19 protein-coding genes are annotated in these 19,696 nt (G+C 68.6%); 15 read left to right on the top strand and 4 right to left on the bottom strand.

The window, feature by feature from the left end:
- The first annotated feature begins 171 nt into the window (after positions 1-171).
- Positions 172-834, top strand: coding sequence for an aminoacyl-tRNA hydrolase (pth, locus tag ASE31_RS25130; RefSeq protein WP_057204816.1), 663 nt, complete (start codon positions 172-174; stop codon positions 832-834).
- Between the two features lie 6 nt (positions 835-840).
- On the opposite strand, the gene ASE31_RS25135 is transcribed toward pth, so the two are convergent.
- Entirely contained in the window at positions 841-1,098 is a 258-nt protein-coding gene (locus ASE31_RS25135) for a YfhL family 4Fe-4S dicluster ferredoxin (protein ID WP_057204818.1), read from the bottom strand.
- Between the two features lie 230 nt (positions 1,099-1,328).
- On the opposite strand from ASE31_RS25135, the gene ASE31_RS25140 reads away from it, so the two are divergent.
- From ASE31_RS25140 to ASE31_RS25195, 12 genes are all read left to right on the top strand, one after another.
- Complete coding sequence (locus tag ASE31_RS25140) at positions 1,329-2,291, top strand: ABC transporter permease (protein WP_057204820.1); 963 nt, start codon at positions 1,329-1,331, stop codon at positions 2,289-2,291.
- Between the two features lie 17 nt (positions 2,292-2,308).
- A complete protein-coding gene (locus tag ASE31_RS25145) occupies positions 2,309-3,193 on the top strand; it encodes an ABC transporter permease (RefSeq protein ID WP_057204821.1) in 885 nt (294 codons plus the stop codon).
- A gap of 15 nt (positions 3,194-3,208) precedes the next feature.
- On the top strand, positions 3,209-4,249 hold the full coding sequence (locus ASE31_RS25150; RefSeq protein ID WP_057204823.1) for an ABC transporter ATP-binding protein: 1,041 nt from the start codon (positions 3,209-3,211) through the stop codon (positions 4,247-4,249).
- Positions 4,246-5,124: an ATP-binding cassette domain-containing protein gene (locus ASE31_RS25155; RefSeq protein ID WP_057204825.1), complete on the top strand. Its 879-nt coding sequence runs from the start codon at positions 4,246-4,248 to the stop codon at positions 5,122-5,124. The genes ASE31_RS25150 and ASE31_RS25155 overlap by 4 nt, the downstream gene beginning before the upstream one ends.
- A 95-nt stretch (positions 5,125-5,219) precedes the next feature.
- Complete coding sequence (locus ASE31_RS25160) at positions 5,220-6,710, top strand: ABC transporter substrate-binding protein (RefSeq protein WP_057204827.1); 1,491 nt, start codon at positions 5,220-5,222, stop codon at positions 6,708-6,710.
- 188 nt (positions 6,711-6,898) lie between these two features.
- Positions 6,899-8,302 carry an amidase gene (locus ASE31_RS25165; RefSeq protein ID WP_057204828.1) on the top strand — a complete coding sequence of 468 codons (1,404 nt, stop codon included), beginning with the start codon at positions 6,899-6,901 and terminating at the stop codon, positions 8,300-8,302.
- 6 nt (positions 8,303-8,308) lie between these two features.
- On the top strand, positions 8,309-8,917 hold the full coding sequence (locus tag ASE31_RS25170; RefSeq protein WP_057204830.1) for a hypothetical protein: 609 nt from the start codon (positions 8,309-8,311) through the stop codon (positions 8,915-8,917).
- 44 nt (positions 8,918-8,961) lie between these two features.
- Positions 8,962-10,305 (top strand): tetratricopeptide repeat protein, encoded by a 1,344-nt coding sequence (locus tag ASE31_RS25175; protein ID WP_057204832.1) that lies wholly within the window; start codon positions 8,962-8,964, stop codon positions 10,303-10,305.
- A gap of 209 nt (positions 10,306-10,514) precedes the next feature.
- Entirely contained in the window at positions 10,515-11,132 is a 618-nt protein-coding gene (locus tag ASE31_RS25180) for a biliverdin-producing heme oxygenase (RefSeq protein ID WP_057204834.1), read from the top strand.
- A complete protein-coding gene (locus ASE31_RS25185; RefSeq protein WP_057204836.1) occupies positions 11,129-13,360 on the top strand; it encodes an ATP-binding protein in 2,232 nt (743 codons plus the stop codon). The genes ASE31_RS25180 and ASE31_RS25185 overlap by 4 nt, the downstream gene beginning before the upstream one ends.
- A gap of 24 nt (positions 13,361-13,384) precedes the next feature.
- Positions 13,385-13,786: a response regulator gene (locus tag ASE31_RS25190; protein WP_057204838.1), complete on the top strand. Its 402-nt coding sequence runs from the start codon at positions 13,385-13,387 to the stop codon at positions 13,784-13,786.
- A gap of 30 nt (positions 13,787-13,816) precedes the next feature.
- Positions 13,817-14,512, top strand: coding sequence for a hypothetical protein (locus ASE31_RS25195; RefSeq protein ID WP_057204839.1), 696 nt, complete (start codon positions 13,817-13,819; stop codon positions 14,510-14,512).
- 47 nt (positions 14,513-14,559) lie between these two features.
- Here ASE31_RS25195 and ASE31_RS25200 read toward each other — a convergent pair whose 3' ends face one another.
- The 3 genes from ASE31_RS25200 to ASE31_RS25210 all read right to left on the bottom strand — a co-directional run bounded on the left by ASE31_RS25200 (position 14,560) and on the right by ASE31_RS25210 (position 16,747).
- The gene (locus ASE31_RS25200) at positions 14,560-15,249 is read right to left on the bottom strand and encodes a histidine phosphatase family protein (RefSeq protein ID WP_157412658.1); all 690 of its coding nucleotides are present in this window, start codon (positions 15,247-15,249) and stop codon (positions 14,560-14,562) included.
- 113 nt (positions 15,250-15,362) lie between these two features.
- On the bottom strand, positions 15,363-16,160 hold the full coding sequence (locus ASE31_RS25205; protein WP_057205204.1) for a VOC family protein: 798 nt from the start codon (positions 16,158-16,160) through the stop codon (positions 15,363-15,365).
- Between the two features lie 23 nt (positions 16,161-16,183).
- The gene (locus tag ASE31_RS25210; RefSeq protein ID WP_057204843.1) at positions 16,184-16,747 is read right to left on the bottom strand and encodes an OsmC family protein; all 564 of its coding nucleotides are present in this window, start codon (positions 16,745-16,747) and stop codon (positions 16,184-16,186) included.
- 322 nt (positions 16,748-17,069) lie between these two features.
- Between ASE31_RS25210 and ASE31_RS25215 the strand changes: the two genes are divergently transcribed.
- Entirely contained in the window at positions 17,070-18,719 is a 1,650-nt protein-coding gene (locus tag ASE31_RS25215) for a TIGR04028 family ABC transporter substrate-binding protein (protein WP_057205207.1), read from the top strand.
- Between the two features lie 32 nt (positions 18,720-18,751).
- Complete coding sequence (locus ASE31_RS25220; protein ID WP_057204845.1) at positions 18,752-19,693, top strand: ABC transporter permease; 942 nt, start codon at positions 18,752-18,754, stop codon at positions 19,691-19,693.
- Positions 19,694-19,696 lie beyond the last annotated feature (3 nt).

The raw sequence follows: 19,696 nt of genomic DNA on the forward strand, positions 1-19,696 counted from the left end.
AGGTTGTAGAAGAAATAAATTATAATAGCGCCGCATTGACCAAGCAGGAGCAGCGCAATGGCAAAGANTTCGGCCGCCGGGCCGAGACCCGGCCTCCGCCCTCGACAAAAGCACGCGCCAACCATCGACAACAGCAGCGACACACAAGCAAGCCACCGATAATCCCCACCCATGATCAAGCTGTTTGTAGGCCTGGGCAACCCAGGCCCCGATTACGAAGCCACCCGCCACAACGCCGGCTTCTGGTGGATCGACGCCCTCGCGCGCGAATTGAAGGTGAATCTGGTCCCGGAACGCTCCTACCATGGCCTGGCCGCCCGTGCCACCGTGCACGGCCAGAGCGTGTGGCTGCTGCAGCCCCAGACCTTCATGAACCTGTCTGGCAAGTCGGTGGCCTCGCTAGCGCGCTTTTTCAAGATCGCGCCCGAGGAAGTCCTGGTGGTGCACGACGAACTCGACATCCCCCCGGGCCAGGTCAAACTCAAGCGCGGTGGCAGCCATGCGGGGCACAACGGGCTGCGCGACATCCATGCGCAACTGGGCTCGGCAGACTACTGGCGCCTGCGGGTCGGCATCGGCCACCCAGGCGTGAAGTCGGAAGTGGCCAACTGGGTGCTCAAAAAACCTGCGCCCGACCAGCGCACGCTGATCGAGGACAGCATCACCCACTCGCTCAAGGCCTACCCGGCGATGCTGGCCGGCGAGATGGACAAGGCCACGCTGCTGATCCACACCGTCAAGCCGCCGCGCCCCAAGCCGCCCCGCCCGCCCGAGCTGGGCGCTGCCACCATCACCCCACCGGCTGCCGCCAAGCAGCCCGACGCAGCCAGCTGACAGATATCAGTTCTGGGCAGGGGCCTGCAACCGCTGGAACTTCTGCCACAGCGTCTCGCGGGTCTCCACGTGCTGCGGATTCACGGGGATGCAGGCCACGGGGCAGACCTGCACGCACTGGGGCTCGTCGAAATGCCCTACGCACTCGGTGCACTTGCGCGGATCAATCTCATAGATCTCCTGGCCCAGGTAGATCGCGTCGTTCGGGCATTCCGGCTCGCAGACGTCGCAGTTGATGCACTCGTCGGTGATCATCAGCGCCATGGCACGCCTCCCTGCACGCGGGGTGCGGTCACGACAAGAGGAGACAGTGCGCGCTTCATGGTGCACATTATCGTGGGTCCGGGCATGTACCTTGCGAGCCACACCACAACACAACACCGCCGGCGGGGTGTTTTTGCCGTTATGCTGTGTATACACATTAATTGTGACGCCAGGGAATTCACCGCCCAGGGCGCCACGCACAACCACCACTACCCACACGACACCCCACCATGGGACTGTTCTTCCTCAAGCGGTTCATCACGCTCCTGGCCACGCTGATTGGCGCCTCCATCGTCGTCTTCCTGGTGCTGGAGATCCTGCCCGGCAATGCAGCGCAGATGCTCATGGGGCCAGACGCCTCGCCCGAGGCCGTGGCGGCGCTGGCCACCAAGCTGGGGCTGGACCAGCCGGCCATGCAGCGCTACTGGGAGTGGGTCAGCGGCCTGGTGGTGGGCGACATGGGCAACAGCTACGCCTACAGCACGCCGGTGCTGGAACTGGTGCTCGAACGCCTGGCCCTCACCGTGCCGCTGGCGCTGATGGCCATGGTGATCACCACGGTGCTGGCGCTCATCGCGGGCGTGTACGCGGCCTCGCGCCACAACAAGGTGGGCGACGTGGGCGTGATGGGCCTGGCGCAGATCGGCATCGCCATCCCCAATTTCTGGTTCGCCATCCTCTTGATCCTGCTGTTCTCGGTCAAGCTGCAGTGGTTCTCGGCCGGGGGCTTCCCGGGGTGGACGGAAGATGCCGGCGGCAGCCCGCTCGACGCGCTCAAGGCCCTGCTGCTACCCGCCATCGCGCTGGCCGTGGTGCAGGCGGCCATTCTGGCGCGCATCACGCGCTCGGCCGTGCTCGAGGTGCTGCGCGAGGACTTCGTGCGCACGGCGCGCGCCAAAGGCCTTTCGCAGCGCGCCGCGCTCTGGGGCCATGTGCTGCGCAATGCCATGATCCCGGTGATCACAGTGATGGGGCTGCAGTTCGCCAACCTGCTGGCCGGCACCATCGTGGTGGAGAACGTGTTCTACCTGCCGGGCCTGGGGCGGCTGATCTTCCAGTCCATCTCCAACCGCGATCTGATCGTGGTGCGCAACTGCGTGATGCTGCTGGCGGCCATGGTGGTCATCGTGAACTTCGTGGTGGACATCCTCTACGCAGTGATCGATCCCCGCGTCAAAGCCAGCGATATCTGAACGACACCCCGAACCCCATGAGCGCCGTTCCTTCCACTCCTTCCATCCGGCCCGCCGGCACGCCGCCGCCCGGCTGGTGGCACCGCGCACTGCGCCACCGCAGCTTCGTCATCGGCGCCGTGCTGTCGCTGCTGCTGCTCGTCGCCGCCGGGCTCTCCCTGGTCTGGACCCCCTGGTCCCCTTACGAGATGGACCTGCCCGGCAAGCTGCAATCCCCCACCCTGGCCCACTGGCTGGGCACCGATGCCTTCGGGCGCGACGTGGCTTCGCTGCTGCTGGTGGGCGCGCGCAACTCCATCCTGGTGGGTGTGATCGCGGTCGGCATCGGCCTGTCCATCGGCACGGCGCTCGGTCTGCTGGCCGCAGCCAAGCGCGGCTGGGTGGAGGAGCTCATCATGCGGCTGGCGGACTTCACCTTCGCCTTCCCGGCCATCCTCTCGGCGATCATGATGACGGCGGTGTTCGGTGCGGGCATCGTCAACTCCATCATCGCCATCGGCATCTTCAACATACCGACCTTTGCGCGCGTCACGCGCGCCTCGGCCAACGCCGTGTGGTCGCGCGAGTACATCCTGGCCGCGCGCGCCTGCGGCAAGGGCAGCTGGCGCATCACCCTCGAACACGTGCTGCCCAACATCCTGTCGGTGCTGATCGTGCAGGCCACCATCCAGTTCGCCATCGCCATCCTGGCCGAGGCCGCCCTGTCCTACCTGGGACTGGGCACGCAGCCGCCCCAGCCTTCTTGGGGCCGCATGCTCAGCGAGGCGCAGACGCTGATGTTCCAGGCGCCGCTGCTGGCCGTGTGGCCGGGCCTGGCCATCGCCTTCGCCGTGCTGGGCCTGAACCTGCTGGGCGACGGCCTGCGCGATCTGCTGGACCCGCGCCTCTCTCGCAAACGATGAAGACGACCTTCTGCCATGCCCTTGCTTGAAGTCTCCAACCTGCAGATCCGCCTGCAGACCCACCGGGGCCCTGCCGACGCCGTGCGCGGCTTGAGTTTTGCCCTGGAGCGCGGCGAAACCCTGGGCCTGATCGGTGAATCGGGCTGCGGCAAGTCCATCACCGCCATGTCGCTCATGGGCCTGCCGCCCGACAGCGCCCAGGTCAGCGGCAGCATCCGTTTCGACGGCGAGGAGCTCGTGGGCCGCACGGATGCACAGATGTGCCGCATGCGCGGCAACCGCATCGGCATGGTGTTCCAGGAGCCCATGACGGCCCTGAACCCCGTGCACAGCATCGGCCGCCAGGTGGCCGAGCCGCTGCGCCTGCACCGCGGCATGGGTGCTGCGGACGCCCGCAAGGAGGCGATATCCCTGCTCGACCGCGTGGGCATCCCCAATGCGGCCCAGCGCTTCGATGCCTATCCGCACCAGTTCTCGGGCGGGCAGCGCCAGCGCATCACCATCGCCATGGCCCTGGCCTGCGGGCCCGACCTGCTGATTGCCGACGAGCCCACCACCGCACTGGACGTGACCATCCAGCAGCAGATCCTGGACCTCATCAGCGACCTGGTGGCCGAGCGCAACATGGCCCTGATCCTGATCTCGCACGACCTCGGCGTGATCTCGCAGAACGTGGACCGCATGATGGTCATGTACGGCGGCAGCGTGGTCGAGAGCGGCTCCACCGCTTCGGTGTTCTCGGCCATGGCACACCCCTACACGCGCGGCCTGTTCGCCGCCCGCCCGCACCTGGGCGCGGTGCATGCGCCGGGCCAGCGCCCGCGCCTGTCCACCATTGCCGGCACGGTGCCTGAACTGGTGGACCTGCCTGCCGGCTGTCCCTTTGCCGGCCGCTGCAGCTACACCGTGGATGCCTGCCACCATGAACGCCCCCCAGCCACCCTGGTGGCCACCGATGCCGATGGAGACCACGAGGTGCGCTGCCTGCGCCGCGACGCCATCGCCCAGGCGCTGAGCGCGCAGCAGGCCGTCCAGGTCGTCGAGGTGGCCGCATGAGCAGCAAGCAGCCACAGGCACCGGCCAGCGCCGATACTGCCCTGCTCCAGGTCACGGACCTGGTGCGCGAATACACCCTGCCGCGCGAGCACCTCTTCCAGCCACCGGGCAAGGTGCATGCCGTCAACGGCGTGAGTTTTTCCATCGCCTCGGGCCGCAGCCTGGGCATCGTCGGCGAATCAGGCTCGGGCAAGTCCACCCTGGCGCGCACGGTGATGGCGCTCGATGCGCCCACCGCCGGCACGGTGCACCTGCTTGGCCGCAACCTGCATACGCTGGCGCCGGCCGAGCTGCGCCAGGCGCGGCGCGACTTTCAGATGGTGTTCCAGGACCCCTATGGCTCGCTTGACCCGCGCCAGACGGTGGAGCGCATCGTCACCGAGCCGCTGCAGGCCCAGGGCGAGACCAGCCGCACAGAGCAGCGTGAGCAGGCCGGCCAGGTGCTCGCGCAGGTGGGCCTGCGCACCAACGACCTCGGGAAATACCCGCACGAGTTCTCGGGTGGGCAGCGCCAGCGCATCGCCATCGCACGCGCCCTCATCACGCGCCCGCGGCTCATCGTGGCCGACGAGCCGGTGAGCGCGCTCGACGTCTCGGTTCAGGCCCAGGTGCTCAACCTGATGCAGGACCTGCAGCAGCAGTTCGGCATCACCTACATGCTCATCAGCCACGACCTGGCAGTGGTCAACCACCTGTGTGACGAAGTGGTGGTGCTCTACCAGGGGCGCATCGTCGAGCGCGGCTCGCCGGCCGAGCTGTTTCGCAATGCGCAGCACCCCTATACCCGTTCGCTGGTGGGCGCCGTGCCCCAGGTGCAGCCCGGCCGCGCGCGTGCCCGACGCGCCGCTGCGGCCGCAGCCGCGAAAACCGCATAACCACAAGCGCCACCAATGGTGTACAAAGCTTCCGTGCTCCCCGGTAACAAATTGCACCGGGGTCTTCGTCAGTTTTTTGTCTGGAGAGTCCGAACATGCTGAACCGCCGTACCGTTCTTGCCACTGGCGCCATCGCCACCGTGCCCCTCGCCACCCCGTTCGGCGCCCTCGCCCAGGGCCGCAAGGACGCCGTGGTGCTGGCCATGACGCTGGAGCCGCCAGGGCTGGACCCGACGGCCGGCGCCGCCTCGGCCATCGCCGAGATCGTGCAGTACAACATCTTCGAGACGCTCACCAAGATCAATGCCGATGGCAGTGTCTCGCCGATGCTGGCCGAAAGCTGGGAAGTCTCGCCCGACCTCAAGACCTACACCTTCAAGCTGCGCCGCGGCGTCACCTTCCAGAACGGCGAGCCCTTCAACGCTGCCGCCGTGAAGTTCTCCTATGACCGCGCAGGCGGCGAGAAAAGCACCAACAAGGACAAGCGCACCTTCGCCAACCTCACCACGCAGGTGGTGGACGACTACACCGTGGTGCTGCTCAACAAGGACATCGACCCCGACCTGCTGTTCATCCTGGGCCAGGCCACGTCCATCATCGTCGAGCCCAAGAGCGCCGATGGCAATGCCACCAAGCCCGTGGGCACCGGCCCCTACCAGCTGAACGCATGGAACAAGGGCTCCTCCGTCGTGCTGGCAGCCTGGGCCGGTTTCCGCGCCCCGGCCAGCATCAAGATCAAGCGCGCCACGTTCCGCTTCATCTCCGATCCGGCCGCCCAGGTTGCCGCACTGCTGGCAGGCGATGTGGACGCCTTCCCGCGCGTCACACCCCGCAGCGTGAGCCAGTTCAAGGCCAACCCGCGCTTCCAGGTGGTGGTCAGCGGCTCGCGCGCCAAGACCATCCTGGCCATCAACAACGGCAAGAAGCCGCTGGATGACGTGCGCGTGCGCCGCGCCATCGCTGCCGCTGTGGACCGCAAGGCCGTGATCGAAGGCGCGGCCGACGGCTATGGCGCGCCCATCGGCAGCCACTACGTGCCCGGCGCCTTCGGCTACGTGGACACCACGGGCGTGAACCCCTACGACGTGGAAAAGGCCAAGAAGCTGCTGGCCGAGGCCGGCGTGAAGACGCCGCTGGAGCTGACCATGACGCTGCCCCCCACCCCCTACGCGCGCCAGGGCGGCGAGGTGATTGCAGCGCAGTTGGCCAAGATCGGCATCGTCGCCAAGCTGCAGAACGTGGAATGGGCGCAGTGGCTCAGCGGCACCTACGGCAGCAAGAACTACGACCTGACCATCATCTCGCACGTGGAGCCGTTCGACCTGGGCAATTTCGCCAAGCCCGACTACTACTGGGCCTACAACTCGCCCAAGTTCAACGAGATCTTCAACCAGATCAAGAACGCTGCCCGCCCGGCCGACCGCTCGCGCCTGCTCGGCGACGCGCAGCGCCTGCTGGCGCAGGACTCCGTGCACGCCTTCCTGTACTCGAACCAGTGGATCACGGTGGCCAACAAGAACCTCAAGGGCCTGTGGAAAGACATGCCGGTGTTCGTGAACGACATCTCGTCGCTGTCCTGGTCCTGAGAGACCGTAAGATGGTTGCCCGGCGGCACGCACTGCCCGGGCAACCCGAACTTGCAGGGGCTCGCAAGAGCCCCTGCTGCGCTCCGGGGCCTGGTGCCGTGCACTTCGCCTGCTTCATTTTTTGCTGACCGCTCCTGGCGTGCCTTCACAGCCGCCCCGCGCCCTCCCCTCCTGCCCAGCCACCTGCCATGAGTGACCTCCACGACCTGCCCGCCCACGCCCTGCTCGCTGCCTACCGCCAGCGCACGCTGTCCCCCGTCGAGGTCACCGAGGCCGTGCTCAAACACATCGATGCGTGGGAGCCCCACATCAAGGCCACCTATCTGCTGCGCCCCGAGGCGGCGCTGGAGCAGGCCCGTGCGTCCGAGGCCCGCTGGAAGCGCGGCGAGCCCATGGGCCTGCTCGACGGCGTGCCCGCCACCATCAAGGAAAACATCGCCACCCGGGGTGACCCGTTGCCGGCCGGCACGGCCGCGGTGGACCTGGTGCCCGCCGCAGCCGATGCGCCCCCCGCCGCGCGCATGCGCGAAGCCGGTGCCGTCATCGTGTCCAAGACCACCATGCCCGACTACGGCATGCTCTCCTCGGGGCTGTCGAGCTTTCACCCGCTGGCGCGCAACCCCTGGGATTTGAGCAAGGGCCCGGGTGGCTCCAGCGCCGGCGGTGGCGCCGCCGCTGCAGCCGGCTATGGCCCGCTGCACATCGGCACCGACATCGGCGGCTCGCTGCGCCTGCCGGCCAGCTGGTGCGGCATCTTCAGCCTCAAGCCCAGCCTGGGCCGCATCCCCATCGACCCGCCCTATACCGGCCGCGCCGCCGGCCCCATGACGCGCACCGTGGCCGATGCCGCGCTGATGATGCAGGTGCTCAGCCAGCCCGATGCCCGCGACAGCATGGGCCTGCCCGCACAGGACATCGCCTGGAACCAGTTCGACCAGGGCAGCGAGCGCTTGCGCGGCCTGCGCATCGGCCTGCTGCTGGACGCTGGCTGCGGCCTGCCCGTGGAGCCCGAGGTGCGCGCCGCCGTGGAAAACGCCGCGCGCCTGATGGAGGCCGCCGGTGCCACCATCGTGCCCATGCAGCCCTTCATGACGCAGGCCATGCTCGACGGCATGGACCACTTCTGGCGCATGCGCTCCTTCACCGACCTGCAGGCCCTGCCTGCCGTGAGGCGCGAGAAGGTGCTGCCCTACATCCGCGCCTGGGCCGACAGCGCCGAAGGCATGTCGGGCACAGCGGTGTTCAACGCCAGCCAGCAGTTCCACCTCACCCGCGTGGCCGCCGTCAAGGCCTGCAACGCGTTCGACTACGTGATCTCGCCGGTGGCGCCCAACGTCGCCTTCCAGGCCGAGCTGCCCTCGCCCACCAACGACCCGCTGCGCCCGCTGGAGCACATCGGCTTTACCGTGCCATTCAACATGTCCGAGCAGCCGGCCGCATCGGTCAACTGCGGCTACACCGAAGCCGGCCTGCCCATCGGCCTGCAGATTGCGGGCGTGCGCTTCGACGACCTCGGGGTGCTGCAGGTTGCGCACGCCTTCGAGCTGATCCGCGCGCCCCAGCGCCCCTGGCCCCAGCCGCCCAAGGGTTGAGTCGCCATGGATGTCCTGATCCTGTCGATCCTCATCGCCAGCGGTGTCTACATGCTCAATGCCAAGGAGCAGCGCAAGCGCATTGCACTGCTGGGCAGCCACCTGGGCAACTACCAGATCGAGAAGCTCATGGAGGCGCTGACCGAGGGCTACCTGCGCGCCCTGGGTGAAAGCACCGACGAGCGGCGCAGCCAGATCTGGTCGCTGCTGGAGACCACCGAATCGCAGCTGGCCGAGCAGTTCGCGCGCTTCGCCGCCGATTTCTCCAAGGTGGATGAAGCCCAGGCCCGCGTGAGCCGCCTGGCGCTGGCGATTCCGTTTGCGCAGGCCATTCTGCCCGCCGCCACCTTCGACATGCGCCGCGCCCTGGCCATCCACGCGCGCGGCATCGCCAGCGTGGCGCAGAACAGCGAGCACCTGGCGCCCAAGGACAAGGCCTTCGCCATGACAGCCGAGCTGCTGCTCATGCAGCACACCTGCCACTGGTTCTGCAAATCGAAGACGATCGCCACGGCGCGCATGCTGGCGCGCCACAAGACGCCGCACGAGCAGCTTGTGGCCTCGGTGTCCGCCCCCACGCGCACCGCGTACCTCGCGCTCATCCACGGGAAATGAGTGACCGCAAGACGGGGTAGCTCCTTGCCCCGCACAATGCACCGATGCACACCGCCACCGACAGCCTGGGCAACCCCGTCACCCTGCACGACCCGAGCAGCCTTGCCGCCCTGAACGATTTCGTCGAAGGCTTCATCCGCTGCGAAGCGCGTGCCGTGAACGTGCTCGCAGCCGAGCACGACGAAAGCGCCATCGTACAGGCCTGCTGCGCGGCGCTGCACATGTTCGCCGAATCGGCCGATGCGCCGCGCAACGCACGCCCCTACCTGGCACGCGCGCAGGCGGCAGCCGGCCAGGCAAGCGAGCGCGAGCAGCGCTTCGTGGCAGCCGTGGCCGCCTGGGTCGATGGCGACCTGCCGCGCGCCATTGCACTGCACGAGGAACAGGCCCGGCTGCACCCGCGCGACCTGGCCTCGCTCAAGCTCGGGCAATACCACCTGTTCAACCGCGGCGACTCGCCGGGCATGCTGCGCATTGCGCTGGCCGCCCTGCCCGCTGCTGCCGAAGTGCCCTACCTGCACGGCATGCTGGCCTTTGGCTGGGAGCAGTGCCACCTGCTCGACCGCGCCGAAGCCTCGGCACGCCATGCGGTGGCCCTGTGCCGCAAGGAGCCCTGGGCCCACCACGCCCTGGCGCATGTGATGCTGACCCAGGGCCGCATCGCCGAGGGCACCGATTTCATGGCCAGCGTGAGCGACACCTGGACGGGACTGAACTCCTTCATGGTCACCCACAACTGGTGGCACCAGGCGCTGTTCCTGTTGGAGCAGGAGCGCCATGCCGAGGTGCTGGCGCTGTACGACCAGCAGGTGTGGGGCGTGGTCAAGGAGTACACGCAGGACCAGATCAACGCTGTCTCCCTGCTGGCCCGGCTGGAGCTGGCCGGCGTCGACGTGGGCGCGCGCTGGGCCGACGTGGCCGACCACCTCGCGCTGCGCCTGTCGGACCAGGTCATGCCCTTTCTGGACCTGCAGTACCTCTACGGGCTGGCGCGCGCCGGGCGTGTGGACGAAGCGCGCACGCTGCTGCAGCACATCGAGGCCCACGCCGCCAGCCGCACCGAGGCCCACGAGCGCAGGGTCTGGCAGCAGGTCTGCGTTCCCGCCGCCCACGGGCTGCTGGCGCACGCGTCCGGGGACTGGGCCACAGCGGCATGGCAACTGGTCCTGGCTCTGCCGCAACTGGTGGCCGTGGGCGGCAGCCATGCACAGCGCGACCTGTTCCACCAGATCTACCTCGACGCCCTGGCCCGAAGCGGCCAGTGGGCCACGCTGCAGAACCTGCTGCAGCCCCAGGCCAACGCGCAGCCTGAATCCCTGCGCCTGGCGCGGCAGCTGCGCGGGGTGTACGGCGCACTCGCCCTGGACGGCGCACTGGGCGGCATGTAGGACAAAACCGCCTGCCCTTGTAGCCGCCCATGCCACCCCCACGGCGCCACGCCGTTCACGGGGCAAACCCCTGCCTGCACAGGCCCGCTGCAGGCCAATCCGGTCCTAGAATGAGAGCGCACGGTACCCGTGGGGTGCAGTGCGCCCCTCCACCGGTTTGTCGTACCTTGCCCCACAACGCCCTTGCCCCTACGCCGCCCCAGCCTGCCATGACCGATGCGCTGCAGGCGCTGCGGCACGCCACCGCCGAGCGGCATGCCCAGCTCGACTCCGGCCTGCCCATCGCCCGTGCCGACGCCAACCTGGCCGACTACCAGAATCACGTCCACGCACTGGCTGCCTGGCTGCAGGCGCTGTGGCCTGCGCTGCAAACGCTGCAGGCGCACGCACCCGGGTTTGGCTTCGCGCCTGCAGCGCGGCTGTCGGCGCTGCGCGAGGACCTGGCGCACATGGATGAACAAGCCACCCTGCCCTGGCCACAGCCCAGTGCGACCACCGCGCAGTGCCTGGAGCAGGCCCTGGCGCGCCACCCCGGCCAGGCCGATGCTGTGCGCTGGGGCATGGCCTATGTGGTCGAAGGTTCGCAGCTCGGCGGGCAGGTGCTCCATCGCGGCCTCGCGCCCCGGCTGGCGCCGCACCCGCTGCGATATCTGCAAGGCGATGGCGCGGGCACCGGTGCGCGCTGGAAGGCATTCATGGCGCTGCTGCGCACGCACGTGGCTTCGCCGCCGGCCATTGCGGCCGCGTGCGACGGTGCGCTGGCCGCCTTCCAGGGCCTGCAGGCGCACTTCGACACCATGGACGCCACACAAGGAACGCCAGCATGACCTCCGCTGCGGCCCCTGTGCAGCCCACCACGCTGGAAAACTGCGACCGCGAGCCCATCCACATCCCGGGCTCGATCCAGTCCCACGGGGTGCTCGTGGCCGTGGATGCAAGCGGCGTGGTACGCCATGCCAGCAGCAACGCCCAGGCACAGCTGGGACACGCGCTGCTGCCGGGCGATGTGCTGCGCAGCAGCGCGCTGGTGGCGCAGCATCCCCAGATCGGCGCGCTGCTCGACGAGGGGCTGGCTGCATTGGGCGCCGCCGCCGATCTGCCCATGCCGACCGAGCTGGAAATCGAAGGCCGCAGCTTCGACGTGGTGCTGCACCAGTCGCACGAGCTGCTGGTGATCGAGTTCGAGGCCCGCCAGGCATCGTCCGACGCGCTCACGGGCTTTGCCATGCAGGCCCACCGCGCCATGGAAAAGCTGCGCCGCCCGCGTGCCGCCATCAACGACCTGCTGCAACTGGCCACCCAGGAACTCAGGGCGCTCACCGGCTTCGACCGGGTGATGGCCTACCGCTTCCGCCCCGACAGCAGCGGCGACGTGGTGGCCGAATCTCGGGCCGACTTCCTGGACCCCTACTTGGGCCGGCGCTACCCCGCCAGCGACATTCCGGCGCAGGCGCGCGCACTGTACGTGGCCAACACCCTGCGCCTGATCGCCGACGTGCAGGCCGCGCCGGTGCCCCTGGCTCAGGCCGCAGGCAGCAAGCCGCTGGACCTGAGCGCCGCCATTCTGCGCAGCGTCTCGCCCATCCACATCGAATACCTGAGCAACATGGGCGTGGGCGCGTCCATGAGCATTTCCATCGTCATCAACAACCGGCTGTGGGGCCTGCTGGCATGCCACCACATGGGGCCGCGCCAGGTAACCTACAGCGTGCGCATGGCCTGCGACGTGATGGCGCAGATGCTGGGCGCCACCATCCAGGCGGCCCTGGCGCGCAAGCAGGCCGAGCGCCAGCTGCAGGTGGCCGAGCTGCGCACCCGGGTCATGGAGAGCGTGCTTCATTCCGACGATGAATTCACCGGGCTGTGCACCCATGCGGGCGCCCTGGCCGCATCGATGCATGCCGACGCCATCATCGTGTCCGAGCACAGCAAGCTGTGCACCGAAGGCGGCATCAGCGACGACGCCGCCCGGGCCCTGCTGCAATGGCTCGATGCCACGCACGCCGGCAGCACCCTGTACGCCACCCATGCCCTGCCGCTGGAGGCACCGGCCATTGCCGTGCAGCTGGCCCCCTGGTGCGGTGTGCTGGCCCTGCCGCTGGATCTGCAGCGGGGCAGCTGGCTGGTCTTCCTGCGCAAGGAGCAGATCGAAACCATCCACTGGGGCGGCAAGCCCGACAAGGAAATTCGCCCAGGCCCCCTGGGCCCCCGCCTCACACCGCGCGGCTCGTTCGATCTGTGGAAGGAGATCGTGCGCTCCACCTCCGAACACTGGGCCGCCGATGACCTGGACATCGCACGGCAACTGCTCGCAGAGCTGGTGCGCGCCCAGAACGCCCGCCACGCCGAACTGAACAACGCCCGCAACCACCTGATGGCGGTGCTCGGCCACGACCTGCGCGATCCGCTGCACTCCATCAGCATGGCGGCGCGGGTGCTCGAAAAGAACAATGGCGCCGATGTCAACACCGGCAAGCTGGGGCAGCGCATCCAGTCGTCGAGCAGCCGCATGCAGCGCCTGGTGAGCCAGGTGATGGACATGTCGCGCCTGCAAAGCCGGCTGGGGCTGGACCTGCAGCCCGCCAGCATCGACCTGGTGCAGTTGCTGGCCGACCTGATGGACGAGGCGCGCACGGCCCACCCGGGCATGCAGCTGGTGGGGCACCTGCCCGCCAGCCTGCAGGCCGAGGTCGACCCCGATCGCATGGCGCAGGTGTTCTCCAACCTGGTCAGCAACGCGCGCCACCACGGCGACGCAGGCCACCCGGTCGAGGTGCACATGCAGGCCACGCCAGAAGGCCCGCTCATCCAGGTGCGCAACGTGGCCCCGCCCATTGCACCCGAGGTGGCCGGCGACCTGTTCACCCCCTTCAAGGCATCGTCGGTGGGCAAGGCGCGCAACCGCTCCGGCCTGGGCCTGGGCCTGTACATCGCGCACCAGATCGTGCAGGGCCACGGCGGCAGCATCGGCTATGCGCACGAGGCGCCGCATGTGGTGTTCACCGTGCACCTGCCGCAGCGCCCGGCACGCCCTCCTGCAGACCCCTCCACCTGACACCCGCTGGCCCCTGATACCACCATGCCGCTAGACATCCTCGTCATCGATGACAACCAGGACGCCACCGAGCTCCTGGAAGAACTGCTGTCCATGGAAGGCCATTCCGTGCGCACGGCCGCCACTGCGGCCCGCGCCCTGGCCCTGGCCAGGGAAAGGCCTGCGCAGATCTTTCTGGTGGACCAGAACCTGCCGGACATGAACGGTTCGGACCTGGTGCCACTGCTGCGCGCGAGCGTGGCCGAGCACGGCGCAGGCCCCTGCTTTGCCATTGCGATCACCGGCATGGCCTCGGGCAACGCCAGGACGGCGGGCAGCCAGATGGGGGCTTTCGACTACATCCTGGGCAAGCCGCTCGACTTCGACGCCTTCGACGCGCTGATGGCGCGCTGCGCCGCTGCGCTGCAGGCCCCTCCCGCTCCCTGAGCTCCGCCACTCCAGCCCCATCCACCACCCATGCCCGCCAAGAACTCCGAGCCGCCCCTTCCCGATCATGCCCGGGAGCTGATGGACGCCGGCCTGCAGCATGCCGTGCTGATGCGTGCCATGCCGGTGCTGCGCCATGACCTGGCCAGCCCCCTGTCCGTGATGCGCATGGGGACCATGCTGCTCAAGCGCCGCCTTGCCAAGGGCGACCTGACCCCCGAACAGGCTGTGGAGCGGGTGGAGCAGATCGAGGAGCAACTGGGCGACATTGCCCACCACATCCGCCGCCTGCGCCAGTGGGACCTGCAGATCAACGAACGCCAGGCCCTGCGCGCACTGGTGGCCGAAGCCGTCGAGCTGGCGCGGCCCATGCTGATGGTGCGCGGCACCGAACTGGAGCCCCTGGTCGAGGATGCAACCGGCTGGGACGAGCAGGTCACGGCACGGCACACGCTGCTGTACGTGGTGCTGGCCGCCCTCTACCACCTGGCGGAGCGGCCCGGCCCCGTGCCCGCCCGCATCACCGTGGAGCCCTCGGGCGCCAGGGGGGTGCGAGTACGCGCGCAGGGGGTATCGGCATCGCAGGACCTGCCGCCCCTGCAGGGCAACAGCCTGGCGCAACCACCGGCCCTGGATCTGGCAGCGCTGCACCAGTTGGCCCTGCCTCTGGACGTCACCGTGCAGGTGGCGCAGGACCAGGTGGAGATCACCCTGCCCGGCGCCTGAACCAGGGTCTTCCATCAGAGCCGGCCACGAGGGCCGGCGCACTGGGATCAGTCAGCGCCGTCCACCGCCGCCACCAGCAGTTTGGCCTGGTCGTAGACCGGCTGCGGCGGCAGGTCGGCCAGGTGGCGCACGTCGCCCCAGTGCAGCAGCTCGATGGCGTCGCCATCCAGGCGCACGCGGTTGAAGCCCGCGTTCGGGATGTCGCTCTGGCGCGGTCCGTGCAGGCCCACGCCCTGCGCCGTGCGCCAGACCATGTCGAGCACGCCGCCGTGGGTCACCACCATCAGGGTCTTGCCCGCATGCTCCTGCGCCAGGCGGCGCACGGCGTCCATCACCCGGGCGTGGAACTGGCGCGTGGTCTCGCCACCAGGCATCCCGCCATCGGCGTCGAAGCGCAGCCAGTTCTCCCAGGCCTCGGCATGCTGCAGCTTGATGTCGTCCACACGCATGCCGTCGACCAGGCCGAAGCTCTGCTCGCGCAGGCTGGCGTCCACCACGTTGTCGATGTGCAGCTGCGGCAGCAAGGCGCCCAGCACGGGCTGCGCCGTCTGGCGCGTGCGGATGAGGTCGCTGCAGACCAGGTGGTCCACCGCCAGGCGTTCGGTCCCCAGGCGTTCGGCCAGGCGGCGCGCCTGCTCGTGGCCGGTGGCGTTCAGGGGCACGTCCACCTGGCCCTGGAAGCGCAGCTCACGGTTCCAGTCGGTCTCGCCGTGGCGTATCAAGATCAGTTCGGTCATCCCGTCCATTATCGAATGCATGCACAGCATTGCAAGCAAGTCCCCTGCCAGTGCTTACCCTGAAAGCGCTGGCAACGGGTCATGGCAGCGCGCTCCGGGGCTGCCGGCTCGGCTCAGAACCGGATCGGGGCGCCATGCGTGAGTGCCGGATCGAGCACTTGCGTGGCACCTTGGGCCCCTGCAAGCACGAGCGCATAGGGCCCCTCGCCGCGTTTGGCCAGGTGCCGGGCCAGCGGACCGGCCTCGGTGCGTGGCGCGCTCAGCACCAGGGTGGAGGCACCCGCGCGCACCAGCGACACCTGCACGTCGCTGTGCGGCAGGTCCACCGCCGCGCTGGCGCGGCTCTCGGGGGCGCCCTGCGGCGGCTCGCCCAGCAGGGCACGGTAGCGCGCCAGGCTGGCGGGCAGGTCGTGCACGGCGATGGACAGGCTGGCCACGCCCAGCGCACCGTTGGGATGCACGCGTGCATCGCCCTCGGGCACGCGCAGCGCGCGCGGCGTGAGGTCGCCGCACAGAAAGGGCAGGTCGTGTGAGGGCGGGCGCGCCGTCTGCCAGCGCAGCTGCTCGCCGTCGGGGCGCACGCGGCCACCGTCATGCGGGCCGCTCAGCGCCAGGCCGCGCGCCTGGGCGGCGGCCACGGTGGTGGCGGTGCCCGGTGGCAGCAAGGCGAAGTCGACGATGCCCTCGCCATGCTGCTGCAACAGTTGCCACCAGCGGTCGGCGGGCGCCGGCTCGCGCCAGGCGATCAGCTCGAAATAGCTGCCGTCGGCAAACACCACCAGCGCGTTGTGCGTGGGCCGGCCGGGGTGGTCGCCACCGCGCAGCACGTTGAAGCCCAGCGCCTGGTAGTCGGCAATGGTGGCCTCGAGGTCGTTGACGGCGATGACCACATGGTCGAGCGGCAGAGCCAGGGCGTTGGCGGGTGTTCCGGCGCTCATGCGGCCACCGCCTCTTCGATCTCAGCAGCGGCCTTGGAGTTGGTGAGCTTCACCTCGGCACGGATGGCCTGCGGGTTGCGCAGCAGGTTCAGGATGGGGCAGTTGCGCTCCACGGCCTCGAACAGCGCGTCGATGTCGGCGCGGCTCGCGGGCGAGTCGATGTGCACGGTGTAGGCGATCTCGTGCGGCCAGATGGGCGTGGCCTCGTGGCCCGGCTTGCCGCCACGCGGGTCGATGATGCCCGTCACCTCCACCTCCAGGCTTTCGAGCGGCACCTGGCGCTCGGCCGCATGGATCAAAAAGATGTGCGTCACGCAGGTGCCCAGCACACCGAGCTGCAGCTCGGGGGAGCTCGGCCCCAGGTTGTAGCCCGCAAAGTCGGGCGGGCTGTCGCTGATGAGCTGGTGGTCGCGGATGCGCAGGCGGCGCACGCCGCTGCGGCCCTCGGCGCTCACACGCGCCTTCAGGGCGGCAGGCAGGGCGGTGCCCGCGTCGATGGCGGCCTGGCGCGCCAGCACTGCGGCGCGCTTCTCGGCCAGGTAGTCGTTCAGATGGGTCATGGCTCGCGGTTCTCCGATGCGTCGCGCCGCCGCTGACATCGGGCGGATCACGAACAGTCTCGCCATTGTTCTGCGCCGCAGTGCCACCTGGGAAGCCAGAAATCCGAGCGCGCTTATGCGCATTTCAGATAAGCCGCCATGCGGCCGCAACCCTCGTTTTTCAGATAACGATCCTACTTTATATACCGATGCGTTTATGTAGCGTCGGTACCATGAAATGCATGAACCGGGCCCTTGCCACTGCGGCGTCGCCCGGCTTTTTGAGGCCATTTCACTGCCGTTTCGGCGACGAGGTATGAACGTGTTTCCCCTGAAGAAATCGATGGTCTGGGCTGCCGTGGGCATCCCGGTGTTGGCATTCGGCATGCTGCTGGCCGGCTGCTCAAAAAAGGAGTCCGACTCCACCGCGGCGGCCAGCGGGGCGCCCGTGCAGGGCGGCACCCTGGTCTACCTGGACCAGCAGGCGCACACCAACCTGTACCCACCCGCCGGGGGCTTCTACCCCAATGGCGGGGTGCTCAACCAGATCACCGACAAGCTCACCTACCAGGACCCCAAGACGCTGGAGATCCAGCCCTGGATTGCGCAGGCGTGGACGGTGAACCCCAGCGCCACCGAGTACACCTTCCAGCTGCGCAAGGGCGTGACCTTCTCGGACGGCACGCCGCTCGATGCTGCGGCCGTGGCGAAGAATTTCGATACCTACGGCCTGGGCAACAAGGAGCTCAAGCAGCCGGTCTCGGAAGTGATCAACAACTACGACAAGAGCGAGGTGGTGGACCCGCTCACGGTGAAGTTCTATTTCAAGAAGCCCTCGCCGGGCTTCCTGCAGGGCACGTCGGTCATCGGCTCGGGCTTGGTGTCGCTGTCCACCCTGGCGCGGCCCTTCGAGGAACTGGGCGACGCCACCAAGGTCATCGGCTCCGGCCCCTTCGTGGTCGCCAGCGAAACCCTGGGCAAGGAGCTCACCCTCACGGCGCGCAAGGAATACGCCTGGGGCCCCACCAAGCTGGCCCACCAGGGCCGCGCGCGGCTTGACGAGATCAAGCTCATCGTCACGCCCGAGGACAGCGTGCGCATCGGCGCCCTGCTGTCCGGCCAGGCCGGCTTCATCCGCCAGGTGCAGGCTTATGACGAAAAGCGCGTGACCGATGGGAAGTTCGAGATCTACGCCCCATCCACCCGCGGCGTGAACAACGGCGTGTACTTCCGCCCCGACAACGAGCTGGTGGCCGACCTGCGCGTGCGCCAGGCCCTGCTGCATGCCACCGACACGCAGGCCATTGTCGACACCCTGTTCTCCAAACACTACCCCAAGGCCACGTCGGTCATCGCGGCCAACGCCCAGGGCTACGTCGACCTGTCGGCCAAGCTCAACCACGACGAGGCCAAGGCCAAACAGCTGCTGGACGACGCGGGCTGGAAGGCCGGCGCCGACGGCATCCGCACCAAGGACGGCAAGCCGCTGGTGCTGGCAGCGCACGAAGCGCTGCCCCAGCCGCAGAACAAGGAAACGCTGCAGCTGATCGCCCAGCAGTGGGCCAGGATCGGGGTGAAGCTCAATGTGCTGTCGGGCGACGCAGGCACCAAGATCACCGAGAACCTCGACCCCGAGAAGACAGCCCTGCTGGCCACCATGGTCGGCCGAGCCGACCCGGACGTGATCAAGAGCCAGTTCTACCCCACCAACCGCAACGTGCTGCTGCAAAAGGGCGGCGTGAGCCAGAAGGTCAAGGCCTTCAGCGATGCCAGGCTCAACGGCCTGCTCGAAGGCATCGCCGCCGAGACCGACCCGGCCAAGCGCCTGGCCCTGGCCGGCGAGGCGCAGAACTACCTGATCGACCAGGCCTATGTGATCCCGATCTTCGAGGAACCCCAGGCCTTTGCCGGCGCCCCTTGGGTGCGTGAGGCGGCCTTCGAGGCCGTGGGCCGCCCCAGCTTCTACAGCACCTGGCTGGCCAAGCAGCCCTGACGGCGGGCAGCGCCGCCCAGGAACACATCACCATGAACTACCGCTACCTCGCACGCCGCATCGGCCAGGCCCTGCTGGTGCTGTGGGCGGCCTTCACGGCCTCCTTCATCCTGCTGCAGGCGCTGCCGGGCGATGCCATCCTGATCAAGTTCCTGACCCCCGAACTCGGCCTGGGCCCGCAGGAGATCGCCGACATCCGCGCCTCCTACGGGGCCGACACGCCGGTGTGGAGCCAGTACCTGCACAGCCTCGGCGGATTCCTCACGGGCAATTTCGGCTACTCGGTGCAGGCCGGGGTGCCGGTCAGCCAGGGCCTGGCCACCAACCTGCCGCCCACGCTGCGGCTGGCCACGTTCGGCTTTGCCACGGCACTGCTGCTGGCCGTGGCGCTGGCCTTTGCCGCGCAACTGGCGCCGCTGCGCTGGCTGCGCTCGGCCCTGCAGTCGCTGCCCTCGCTGTTCGTCTCGGTGCCGGTGTTCTGGCTGGGCATCATGCTGATCCAGGTGGTCTCGTTCCGCCTGGGCTGGATCCCGGTGATCAACCCCGGCCGCTGGGAGGGCCTGGTGCTGCCCACGCTGACCCTGGCCGTCCCGATCTCGGCGCCTCTGGCGCAGATCCTGTTGCGCAACATCGACGAGGTGCTGACCCAGCCCTTCGTGTCCGTGGCGCGCGCCAAGGGTGCCACGCGCAACTGGGTGCTGTGGAAGCACGTGGCGCGCAATGCGCTGCTGCCCACGCTGACCATTGCTGGCGTGCTTTTCGGCGAGCTGCTGGCGGGTGCCGTGGTGACCGAGGCGGTCTTCGGCCTGAACGGCCTGGGCAGCCTGACCCAGCAGGCCGTGGGCAACCAGGACACGGCCGTGCTGCAGGCCGTGGTGGTGTTCTCGGCCACCGCCTTCGTGCTCATCAACCTGGCCGTGGACCTGCTCTACCCGGTGCTCGACCCACGGCTGCGCCACGCCCCCGGAACCTGACCC

Origin of the sequence: Acidovorax sp. Root217, assembly GCF_001428645.1 — a bacterium.
Lineage (GTDB): Bacteria > Pseudomonadota > Gammaproteobacteria > Burkholderiales > Burkholderiaceae_C > Acidovorax.

What these genes read in the sequence shown, in the direction of transcription:
- ASE31_RS25140 (WP_057204820.1), top strand. Translation starts at nt 1,329, where the DNA reads ATGGGACTGTTCTTCCTCAAGCGGTTCATCACGCTCCTGGCCACGCTG.
- ASE31_RS25215 (WP_057205207.1), top strand. Translation starts at nt 17,070, where the DNA reads ATGGTCTGGGCTGCCGTGGGCATCCCGGTGTTGGCATTCGGCATGCTG.
- ASE31_RS25160 (WP_057204827.1), top strand. Translation starts at nt 5,220, where the DNA reads ATGCTGAACCGCCGTACCGTTCTTGCCACTGGCGCCATCGCCACCGTG.
- ASE31_RS25210 (WP_057204843.1), bottom strand. Translation starts at nt 16,747, where the DNA reads ATGACCCATCTGAACGACTACCTGGCCGAGAAGCGCGCCGCAGTGCTG.
- ASE31_RS25200 (WP_157412658.1), bottom strand. Translation starts at nt 15,249, where the DNA reads ATGACCGAACTGATCTTGATACGCCACGGCGAGACCGACTGGAACCGT.
- ASE31_RS25170 (WP_057204830.1), top strand. Translation starts at nt 8,309, where the DNA reads ATGGATGTCCTGATCCTGTCGATCCTCATCGCCAGCGGTGTCTACATG.
- ASE31_RS25165 (WP_057204828.1), top strand. Translation starts at nt 6,899, where the DNA reads ATGAGTGACCTCCACGACCTGCCCGCCCACGCCCTGCTCGCTGCCTAC.
- ASE31_RS25220 (WP_057204845.1), top strand. Translation starts at nt 18,752, where the DNA reads ATGAACTACCGCTACCTCGCACGCCGCATCGGCCAGGCCCTGCTGGTG.
- ASE31_RS25150 (WP_057204823.1), top strand. Translation starts at nt 3,209, where the DNA reads ATGCCCTTGCTTGAAGTCTCCAACCTGCAGATCCGCCTGCAGACCCAC.
- ASE31_RS25145 (WP_057204821.1), top strand. Translation starts at nt 2,309, where the DNA reads ATGAGCGCCGTTCCTTCCACTCCTTCCATCCGGCCCGCCGGCACGCCG.
- ASE31_RS25195 (WP_057204839.1), top strand. Translation starts at nt 13,817, where the DNA reads ATGCCCGCCAAGAACTCCGAGCCGCCCCTTCCCGATCATGCCCGGGAG.
- ASE31_RS25135 (WP_057204818.1), bottom strand. Translation starts at nt 1,098, where the DNA reads ATGGCGCTGATGATCACCGACGAGTGCATCAACTGCGACGTCTGCGAG.
- pth (WP_057204816.1), top strand. Translation starts at nt 172, where the DNA reads ATGATCAAGCTGTTTGTAGGCCTGGGCAACCCAGGCCCCGATTACGAA.
- ASE31_RS25190 (WP_057204838.1), top strand. Translation starts at nt 13,385, where the DNA reads ATGCCGCTAGACATCCTCGTCATCGATGACAACCAGGACGCCACCGAG.
- ASE31_RS25180 (WP_057204834.1), top strand. Translation starts at nt 10,515, where the DNA reads ATGACCGATGCGCTGCAGGCGCTGCGGCACGCCACCGCCGAGCGGCAT.
- ASE31_RS25175 (WP_057204832.1), top strand. Translation starts at nt 8,962, where the DNA reads ATGCACACCGCCACCGACAGCCTGGGCAACCCCGTCACCCTGCACGAC.
- ASE31_RS25185 (WP_057204836.1), top strand. Translation starts at nt 11,129, where the DNA reads ATGACCTCCGCTGCGGCCCCTGTGCAGCCCACCACGCTGGAAAACTGC.
- ASE31_RS25155 (WP_057204825.1), top strand. Translation starts at nt 4,246, where the DNA reads ATGAGCAGCAAGCAGCCACAGGCACCGGCCAGCGCCGATACTGCCCTG.